The following is a 9,420-nucleotide window of genomic DNA, read 5'->3' on the forward strand; positions in this document are numbered from 1 at the left end:
GGCCAGGGCCTCATCATCCACATCGCCTCGGTCGCGGCACGGAGGCCCGACCGCTCCGGCGCCGCCTACCAGGCGACCAAGGCCGGGGTGATGGCCCTGTCCCATGCGGTGATGGAGGAGGAGCGCGAGAACGGCCTGCGGCTGACCGTGATCTTGCCCGGCATGACCGACACGCCGCTGCTCGACAAGCGGCCGGCGCCGGTGCCGCCGGAGGCGCGCCGGAAGGCGCTGCAGCCGGAGGATGTCGCCGCCGCCTGCCTGTTCGTCATGGCGCTGCCGCCGCGCGCCCATGTCGCCGAGATCATGCTGCAGCCGAGCCGGAGCTGACCGGCCGCAAGACCAATCAGAGGGGACCATCATGTCGACAGGATCCGGGCCGGTGGTGGCCCTGCTGCTGACGCCGGAGATGCGGGCGCAGATGATCCCGCCCGCGGCGGAGCAGGCGCTGGCCGCCGCCGCCACGGTGCGGGCGCCGGGGCCGGGCGAGCTGACGGCGGACAACCTGCCCCGGCTGCTGGACGATGCCGTGGCGGCGCTGACCGGCTGGGGCACGCCGCCGATCGGCGACGAGGTGCTGGCCGTCCGGCCGGACCTGGTCCTGGTCGCCCATTCGGCCGGCAGTGTCCGCCGCCTGGTGCCGGCCGCGGCGATCGAGAGCGGCCGCATCCAGGTCTCCCACGCCGCGGTCAACATCGCGGAATCGGTGGCCGAGTTCGTGATCGCCCAGACCCTGTCGATCCTGCGCGAGCCGCACAAACACGATGCCGGGATGAAGGCCGGGGAGGGGTGGCTCGACCTGCGCCAGCGGCATCTCGGCCGGCTGCTCGGGGCGCAGACGGTCGGCCTGGTCGGCGCCGGCTATGTCGGCCGGCTGGTGATCGGCCTATTCCGCGCCTTCGGCTGCCGGCTGCTGGTCTTCGACCCGTATCTGACTGCCGATAAGGCCGCGGAGCTCGGCGTCGAGCGCGCCGGCCTGGACGAGGTGCTGGCCGGCAGCGACATCGTCTCGCTGCACGCCCCGGCATTGCCGGAGACGCGGCACATGATCGGCGCGGCGCAGCTGGCGCGGCTGCGCGACGGCTGCCTGTTCATCAACACCGCCCGGCCGTCGCTGGTGGACGAGGCGGCGCTGCTGGCGGCGCTGCGCAGCGGCCGCTTCACCGCCGCGCTCGACGTCTTCGACCAGGAGCCGCTGCCGGCCGACAGCCCGTTCCGCAGCCTGCCGAATGTGGTGCTGTCGCCGCACGCCGCCGGCCACAGCGAGGATTCGCACAAGCGCCAGGGTGCCACCACGGTCGATGAGATCCGCCGCTTCCTGGCCGGCGAGCCGCTGCGCCACCGGGTGACCCCGGCGATGCTGGCGACGATGGCTTGACATCGGCCGCCTCATGAAAAGAGCCGTCATTGCGAGGAGGCGAAGCCGACGAAGCAATCCAGGGGCCACGCCAAACAGCCCTGGATTGCTTCGCTGCGCTCGCAATGACGGTTTCCGAGTGGAGGGCGCGGAAGCGCTTCAATCCGGCTTCGATACCGCCCACCGAAAGGACTTTCCATGAGCTTCCAGGACAAGGTCGTGCTCGTCACCGGCGGCGCGTCGGGCATCGGCGCCGCCGCCACCCGCGCCTTCGCCAGGGAGGGCGCCAGGGTCGCCTTTACCTATGCCACCAGCCGGAACGAGGCGGCTGCGCTGGCGGCGGAACTGGGGGCCCTGGCGCTGCCGGCCGACCTGACCCGGCCGGAGGTGGTGGCCGAAATCTTCGCCCGCACCGAGCGCGAGCTCGGGCCGCTCGACGTGCTGTTCGCCAATGCCGGCGGGCTGCTGCAGCGCAGCCGCTGCGTCGACACCTCGCTCGATCTCTGGAACCAGGCGATCGCGGTCAACCTGACCAGCACCTTCCTGTGCTGCCAGGCGGCGCTGCGGTCGATGGAGCCGCGCCGCGGCGGCGCCATCGTCACCATGTCGTCGCTGGCCGCCTTCGACGGCGGCGGCTTCGGCGCCGCGCATTACGCCGCCACCAAGGGCGCGGTCGCCACCTTCACCCGCAGCCTGGCCAAGGAGGTCGGGCCGCTCGGCATCCGGGTGAACGGCGTCGCCCCTGGGCTGATCGGCACCCGCTTCCACGACGTGTTCAACACGCCGGAAGGCCGCGCCGCCGCCGTCGAGCGCACGCCGCTGCGCCGCGAGGGTCGACCCGAGGACGTGGCCGAGGCGGTGCTGTACCTGGCGTCCGACCGCGCCGCCTTCCTGGCCGGTGAGATCCTGCAGGTCAATGGCGGCGTCGGCTTCTGAGGTCAGTCCCAGCCCGCCTCCACCGCCATCGCCACCGGGCCGCCATCTCGTGCCGTCCACAACCGGAGCGTCCCTCCTCCCACCTCTCCGGCATGCAGCATGATGGCGTCGCCGTCGAACAGCGGCGAGTGGCTGCGGAAGGCAAAGCGCGCTGGCGGCGCGCCGTGGATCGCCGCCGCGAAATGGCACAGCAGCGTCGTCTGCAGCGGCCCGTGCACGACCAGGCCGGGATAGCCCTCGGCCTCGGTCGCATGGCGGCGGTCGTAATGGATGCGGTGGCCGTTGAAGGTCAGGGCGGAATAGCGGAACAGCAGCGGCGCGCCGGCCTCGACCCGGCGCCGGTGCCGGCCGGGCTCCGCTGGCGGCGCCGGCGCCTTCTCCCCGCTGTCGGGGCCGCGATAGACCAGGTCCTGCCGCTCCCGCACCGCCACGCGGCCGCCGGCCTCGATGACATGCTCGACCGTGACGAAGCACAGCGGGCCGGTGCGGCCCTGCTTGGCGACGACATCGGTAATGCGGGACACCCGCCGCACCGCGTCGCCGACCCGCAGCTCGCCGTCGAAGGCGATGCTGCCGCCGGCCCACATCCGGCGCGGCAGCGGCACCGGCGGCAGGAAGCCGCCGCGTTCGGGATGGCCGTCCGGCCCCAACGCCGCCGTCGGCGCGGCCGGCTGTCCCAGGCAGAAATGGATCAGCCGCGGCGCCGCCTCGCCGGCCCGCGGCGGCTGTCCCGGCAGATCGAGCGTCGCGTTGAACTTGCGGGCGAGATCGGCGGTGACGACGTCCTCCGCCGTCTCCTCGCGGCCGATCCAACGGCGCAGCTGGTCGAGATCGGGCTCCGGCACGGCGGGCGTGGCCATCGGCATGGGTCTTTGCTGATCCTGGGCTGATCCTGGCATTCGGCAGCAAGGCTCGCCCGGATTCGGTCCCGCGCCAAGCCTTCGAGGCGCCGGCCGGGCTCGCCCCGCCTTGGACCAAAGACCAATGCCGGTGCTTCCCGCTTGACCCGGCGACTCGCGCGACGTTCAATTCCGTGTTGCCGCCGAGACGAGGATACGCCGATGCGCACGGTCCTGGTCGCTGACGACCACCCGATGTTCCGCGAGGCCCTGGCGGGCACGCTCAAGACGCTCGACGACCAGGTCGACGTGCTCGAGAGCGGCACCTTCGGCGAGGCTGTGGACCAGATCGCCTCGGTGATGGACATCGACCTGATCCTGCTCGACCTCCGCATGCCGGGAATGAACGGGGTCAAGGGCGTGCGCTCGCTGCGCACCCGCCGGCCGGATGTGCCGGTGGCGGTGATCTCGGCCCTGGCCGACAGCTTCGTGATGCGCGAATGCTTCGACGCCGGCGCGGTCGGCTACATCCCGAAATCGCTGTCGCGCGACGCCATCGTCTCCGCCATCTCCGCCATTCTCGACGGCGGCAGCTACACCCCGGGGCTCGACGCCATCGGCCCGGGCGAGCTGGAGGAGGACGAGCCGCTGGACGAGGCGGTGCGCTGCCGGTTCGAGCTGTTGACCAACCAGCAGCGCAAGGTGCTGGAGCTGATGGCCGAGGGCCTGCTGAACAAGCAGATCGCCTATGCCATCGACGTGCAGATCACGACGGTCAAGGCGCATGTCTCCAGCCTGCTGCAGAAGCTCGGCGTCTCCAGCCGCACCCAGGCCGTGATCCTGTTCCAGAAGTACCGCCGGGCCCTGTGAGGCGGGCGACCGATCCGGAATGCCATGAGCTATCCGGGCCGAAGGCTCCCTTTCGCTGTTGAGCATGGCCGGCCAGGCGAGGCGCCGCCACGCCATGTCGCCCGTCTCCCGGGCCATCGCATCGTCCTCGGCCTGCTCGGCTGAAAGAGCATGAAGCTGTTCGGCGGCTCGGATCCGGGAGTGGGGCGAGGCCGGATCTCCGGCAGCTGGGCGGCAATCATCGCGTAATATTTCAGTATGTCCGGCGACCTTTGGGTGCGCTATATTTGGACTGGACGGTCTATTTGGCCGGGCTCCTGCATGGAGTCGATGCCGGTCAGATCGTCTCTTCCCCAAAGGAAGCATAATCCGATATTGGGAGCTTTGCCGATTTTTGCTGCATATTCGGGGGTGATTGACGATTTAGGTCGATATTCTTATGCATATTGTTGCAGGCAACGTTCGGATACAAATATCGTCTGTCTGATTGCAATTCGAAATGGTACGACAAAAAACAGAAATCATTTGGCGTAAATCTTCTCGAAATTCATAACGTCATAATTGCGGGGCGTTGACCGTGCTGTCGAAATCCGAATCTTCCGGGCGTGAAGCCGTGATTCAGGTCGCGGATGTCGTCGTGCAGGCCGCGGCGGCGATGGCCGATCGAAGGCCGATCCAGGCCGTGCCCGATCGGGTGGACGGCCCGAGGCTGGCCGCCGCCCCATTGTCCGAGCCGCCGGCGCAACGCGGTGGCGAGGCCACCGACCGGGCCGCGACCGGGCCGGCGATCCGGCCCGCGGTGGAGCGGGTCGAAGGCAATGCGGTGTCCTGGACGGTCGACATCGTGCTGGCCTATCTCGCGCGCAACTCCGTCGACAGCCAGGCGCTGCCGAAGCTGATCGCCGATCTGCACGGCGTGCTGGAGCAGATCTCGACGGCGGAGCGCCCGCCGGAGAGCGGCCAGCGCCCGGCGGTGCCGGTCAGCCAGTCGGTGACCCCGGACTACATCGTCTGCCTGGAGGATGGCCGGCGGTTCAAGTCGATGAAGCGCTACCTCAAGGCGGCCTACAACCTGACGCCGGAGGAATACCGTGAGAAATGGGGGCTGCCGGCGAACTATCCGATGATCGCCCCCGGCTATGCCGCCCTGTGCTCGGCCCGCGCCAAGTCCCAGAAGCTGGGGAGGCGGCCCGGCCGATGATGCCAACGGTGATTCTCCAGCCCCTTTTCCGTCATGGCCACGGCCCTTCGGGGCTCGCCATGACGGATCTCTATTCCGGGCGGTCGATGTGGGGCCAGCCGGCGGCTCGGCCCGGTGCATTCACCGTCTTGCCGACGCGATCAAGGCCCGCAGCCGGGCCGGCTTGATCGGCTTGGTCAGCAGGCTGACGCCGGACAGCGCCTGCACCATCGACTGCACCTCCGGGCTGCGGTCGGCGGTGATCACCGCGGCCGGGATGTCCTCGTCCAGTGCGTGGCGCAGGCCGATGATCAACTCGGTGCCGCGCTGCCCGCCGTCGAGGTGGTAGTCGGCCAGGATGATGTCCGGGCGGAAGCCCTCGGCCCCGATCCGCGCCTCCATCCCGGCCTTGTCCCCGGCGGCGGCGACGCGGCAGCCCCAGCTGCGCAGCAGCCGGGTCATGCCGTCGAGGATGGCGGGATCGTTGTCGACCACCAGCACCCGCACGCGGTCGACCGCACCGGGCATCACCGCGGCCGCGGCCGGTTGTGGCGCCGCGCAGGCCTGCGCCGGATCGGTCAGCGGCACCAGCACCGAGAACATCGAGCCGCGGCCGACGGCCGAGCGCACCTTGACCTCGGTGCCCAGCAGCCGGCTGATGCGCCGTACGATCGACAGGCCGAGGCCGTAGCCCTTCTGCCCCACCTCCGGCTTCGGCCCGTCCCCCGGGCCGTCCAGGCGGCGGAACTCCTCGAAGATCTCGTCCAGCCGCTCCTGCGGGATGCCGATGCCGGTGTCGGCCACCTGCAGCTCGACCTTGTCGCCGCGGCGCCGTGCCCCGAACAGGATCCGCCCGGCCGGGGTGTAGCGCACGGCGTTGGTCAGGAAGTTCTGCAGCAGGCGGCGCAGCAGCTGCGGGTCGGAGCAGACGGTCAGCGAGCAGGGCAGCAGGGTGAAGGCCACGCCCTTGCGCTGCGCCAGCGGCGCGACCTCGTCGTGCAGCGCCTCCATCAACGGCGGCAGCGGCACGCTCTGCAGGTTGGCGCCGACCCGCCCGGCATCGAGCTTGGAGATGTCGAGCAGGATGTTCAGCAGCTCCTCGACATTCTCCAGCGCGTGGTCGATCTTGCCCAGCAGGGCCTCGCCCTCGGCCGGCAGCGTCGTGTCCTCCAGCGTGGCCACGAACAGCCGGGCGGCGTTCAGCGGCTGCAGCAGGTCGTGGCTGGCATCGGCCAGGAACTTGGTCTTGCTGACATTGGCGCGCTCCGCCTCGGTCTTGGCGATGCGCAGCTCGCGGGCGATGCGGCGGCGCTTCTCCACCTCCGCCGACAGCGCCTCGTTCAGCCGCGACAGGGTGGCGGTGCGCTCATGCACCCGCCGCTCCAGCTCCTCATTGGCCGCCTCCAGGATGCGCTCGGCCCGGCGGCGCTCGGTGATGTCCTGGATCAGGGTGAAGAAGCCCACCACCTCGTCGCGGTGGTTGCGGTGCGGCACATAGGTGGCGAAGCCGAACCGCATCTCGTCGCCGGACCCCGGCAGCGGCAGGTCGAAGGTGACGGTGGCGCCGGCCAGGGCGCGCTCGATGAAGGGCTGGCGCGGCTCGTACTCGGCGTCGCCCAGCACCGCGCGCAGCGTCTGGCCCAGGATCGGCGTGCCGTTCGGCGCGTAGCCGGCGCGGTAGGCGCGGTTGACGAAGCGGTAGCGCTGGTCGCGGTCGACATAGGAGATCATGGTCGGCACCGCATTGGCGAACAGCCGGATCCGCTGCTCGCTGTCCAGCAGCGCCTCCTCCGCCAGCTTGCGCTCGGTGATCTCGACATAGGAGGTGACGAAGCCGCCGTCGGGCATGGGGTCGCCCTTGACCTCGAACCAGCGGCCGTTCAGCGCCACCTCCGACGGCGGGCCGGAACCGCGGGCGGAGCCGGGCCCGATCGGCGAGGCGGTGCCCAGCGCCGGGGCGCCGCGCGCGTCGTTGAACTCCTGGAACCGGCGGTAGGACGCGCCGGCCCGGCGCAGCTCGGCCGGCAGCTCCAAGAGCTCGCCGTAGCGCCGGTTGGCGGTCACCAGCTTCTGGTCGCGGTCGAACACGGCGACGCCGATCGACATGCTCTCCAGCGTCGCCTGCAGGTGGGCGGAGCGCTCGGCCAGCGCCTTCTCGCGCTCCTGCCGCTCGGCGTCCTTGACGTCGGTGATGTCGGTGTAGATCGAGGCGATGCCGCCCTCGGTCGACCGCCGGTCGTTGACCTGGACCCAGCGTCCGTCGGCCAGGGCGTAGACCCAGCGCTGGGCGCCGCCGTCGCGGGTGGTGGCGCGCTGCAGCCGGCGCTCGGCCATCCAGGCCTCGGGCGTCAGCCCGTCCGACTGGATGATGCCGGCGTCGAGACCCAGGCGCACCAGCGCGCCCAGCGACAGGCCGGGCCGGATGCTGTCGGTCAGCCGCGGCCAGAAATCCAGGAACCGGCGGTTGAACAGCACCAGCCGGTCCTCGGGGTCGAAGATGGCGAAGCCTTCGGAGATGCTGTCGATCGCGTCCTGCAGCCGGTTCTGCGCCGTGCGGCTGGCGACGATCGCCTCGCTCAGCTCCAGGTTCGACTGCTCCACCGCCTTCAGCGCGTGCTCCAGCTCGCGCGTCCGGTCGCGCACCTTCTGGTCCAGGAGGATCGCGGTCTGGAACAGCTGGTAGGCGTTGCCCTGCATGTCGAGGCTGTGCTCGACCCGCTGCATCAGGGCGCGGTTGATCTCCGACAGCTTGGCGACCTGGCGCCGCAGCGCGGCCTCGCCGTCCGTCCGATCCTGCGTCGCGACCTCCCGACCCATGCTCAGCCCGGCCCGAAGGCGATCCCGGTGAAGGTCTGGCTGACATGCATCATGCCGAACTGCTCGCCATAGGTGTTGAAGCCGACGACGTTGTTCTGGGCCATGATCTTCGAGACCTCGGTCAGCATCTGGCGCTGCTCCATCTCGACATAGCGCAGCACGCAGTCGAAGCCGATCACGGCGTCGATGCTGCCCAATTCCGCGCGCAGGTCGTCGAACAGGGAAACCAGATTCGCGACCAGATCGCTGCTCTTTGCGACGCTCAGGATGATTCCCTCGTCGATGGCGCAGAAGAAATGCAGGCTGCCGTCGTCATCGGCCCGCTTGATGGCGCGGACGTAGTGACGGCCGCCGGCCTTCACCACCAGCGGGTGCGAGGCGAAGACCAGCGGCGTCAGGTCCGACCGCTCCAGCCCGATCAGCCGGGCATATTCCTCGGCCGCCGGCTCGGCGTTGATCTCCATCACCCGCCGCTGCGCCGGGTCGGCCCGGGTCACCACCATCTTCTGGTCCAGCGCGTCGAAATGCTGGCGCTCGAACACCCGGAAGGTCAGGTCGGTCGACACCAGCACCAGCAGCGACGCGCTGGACAGGATGCGCCCGTCCAGGAAGATCGCGGTCTCGCGGAAAGCCAGGTTGTCGCCGGCCGACCCGCCGACCAGCGGGATCTCGCCCAGCGCGTCGCCCAGCGCGCTGACGATGATCTCCTCATGCATCGACAGCCCGTCATTGATCAGCAGGGCGAAGCTGCGCGACGGGTCGAAGCGGTGCTGGTGCCGGGCCTGATGCTCGGCCAGCAGCGCCTTGATGATGGCGGCGCCGTCGGCGATCTCGAAGCTGGCGGGCTCGATCAGCCGGACCGAGGTGGCGAAATGGTCGGCCGACAGGCTCATCCCGGTAATGGTGCCCTGGCGGTAGCCGGCGGGGGTGATCTCGCCGGCGGTGGTGCAGCCCAGCACCCGCACCTCCGGCGCCCGGCGGCCGATCTCGGCCAGCACCGCCGGCAGGTCGTAGGTGGGCGAGCAGAACAGCAGGACCATCTCCATCCGGTCCTGGGCGATCGCGCCCAGCAGCTCCTCGACCGCGTCCTCCGTCGACGCCTTCATGCTCATCCCCCGACGGATGCCGCTCGGGCCGGTGACGGCCGTTCTCTCCTGGGCTTGACTGGCTTGGGGCATCGCTTCCTCCCGAGAAGCTTATCGGGCCCCTCTGGCGGGGACCACTGATCCAAGGTCCAATTATCCGCCCGGATTCCGCTTGTGCCAAAGTCCTATTCCGGCCGGTCCTTCCTTGCCGGTACCGTTTTCCGGAGGTTCAGGCGCCGGTCCGCACGGCCGTGGCGCGACCGGGCACGCGCCCGTACGGAACGGCGCGACAGACATGGAGGATGCCGATGAAGACGCGTGCCGCAGTGGCAGTCGCCGCGGGGAAGCCTCTGGAGATCC

At 70.1% G+C, this 9,420-nt stretch carries 8 protein-coding genes; 5 read left to right on the forward strand and 3 right to left on the reverse strand.

Going from position 1 to position 9,420, the window contains the following annotated elements; all coding sequences use genetic code 11:
- From P409_RS17115 to P409_RS17125, 3 genes are all read left to right on the forward strand, one after another.
- Positions 1–327: SDR family oxidoreductase (locus P409_RS17115; RefSeq protein WP_034839934.1), on the forward strand; the 327-nt coding region annotated here is incomplete at its 5' end.
- Positions 328–358: 31 nt separating this feature from the next.
- Positions 359–1,375 (forward strand): hydroxyacid dehydrogenase, encoded by a 1,017-nt coding sequence (locus tag P409_RS17120; protein ID WP_034839936.1) that lies wholly within the window; start codon positions 359–361, stop codon positions 1,373–1,375.
- 177 nt (positions 1,376–1,552) lie between these two features.
- Positions 1,553–2,290, forward strand: coding sequence for an SDR family NAD(P)-dependent oxidoreductase (locus P409_RS17125; RefSeq protein WP_034839939.1), 738 nt, complete (start codon positions 1,553–1,555; stop codon positions 2,288–2,290).
- Between the two features lie 2 nt (positions 2,291–2,292).
- Here the strand turns inward: P409_RS17125 and P409_RS17130 are convergent, their stop codons facing one another.
- The gene (locus tag P409_RS17130) at positions 2,293–3,150 is read right to left on the reverse strand and encodes an HTD2 family dehydratase (RefSeq protein ID WP_034839950.1); all 858 of its coding nucleotides are present in this window, start codon (positions 3,148–3,150) and stop codon (positions 2,293–2,295) included.
- A 201-nt stretch (positions 3,151–3,351) separates the two neighbouring features.
- Here P409_RS17130 and P409_RS17135 point away from each other — a divergent pair, with 201 nt between their 5' ends.
- Together P409_RS17135 and P409_RS17140 are read left to right on the forward strand one after the other, a co-directional pair.
- Complete coding sequence (locus P409_RS17135; RefSeq protein ID WP_034839942.1) at positions 3,352–3,999, forward strand: response regulator transcription factor; 648 nt, start codon at positions 3,352–3,354, stop codon at positions 3,997–3,999.
- Between the two features lie 592 nt (positions 4,000–4,591).
- Positions 4,592–5,179, forward strand: a complete 588-nt coding sequence (locus P409_RS17140) for a Ros/MucR family transcriptional regulator (protein ID WP_238578709.1) — start codon at positions 4,592–4,594, stop codon at positions 5,177–5,179.
- A gap of 120 nt (positions 5,180–5,299) precedes the next feature.
- On the opposite strand, the gene P409_RS17145 is transcribed toward P409_RS17140, so the two are convergent.
- Complete coding sequence (locus tag P409_RS17145; RefSeq protein WP_034839944.1) at positions 5,300–7,975, reverse strand: NahK/ErcS family hybrid sensor histidine kinase/response regulator; 2,676 nt, start codon at positions 7,973–7,975, stop codon at positions 5,300–5,302.
- A 2-nt stretch (positions 7,976–7,977) separates the two neighbouring features.
- Entirely contained in the window at positions 7,978–9,081 is a 1,104-nt protein-coding gene (locus P409_RS17150) for an FIST N-terminal domain-containing protein (RefSeq protein WP_161790417.1), read from the reverse strand.
- Positions 9,082–9,420 lie beyond the last annotated feature (339 nt).

It is taken from the genome of Inquilinus limosus MP06 (genome assembly GCF_000767795.1).
GTDB classification, from domain to species: domain Bacteria; phylum Pseudomonadota; class Alphaproteobacteria; order DSM-16000; family Inquilinaceae; genus Inquilinus; species Inquilinus limosus_E.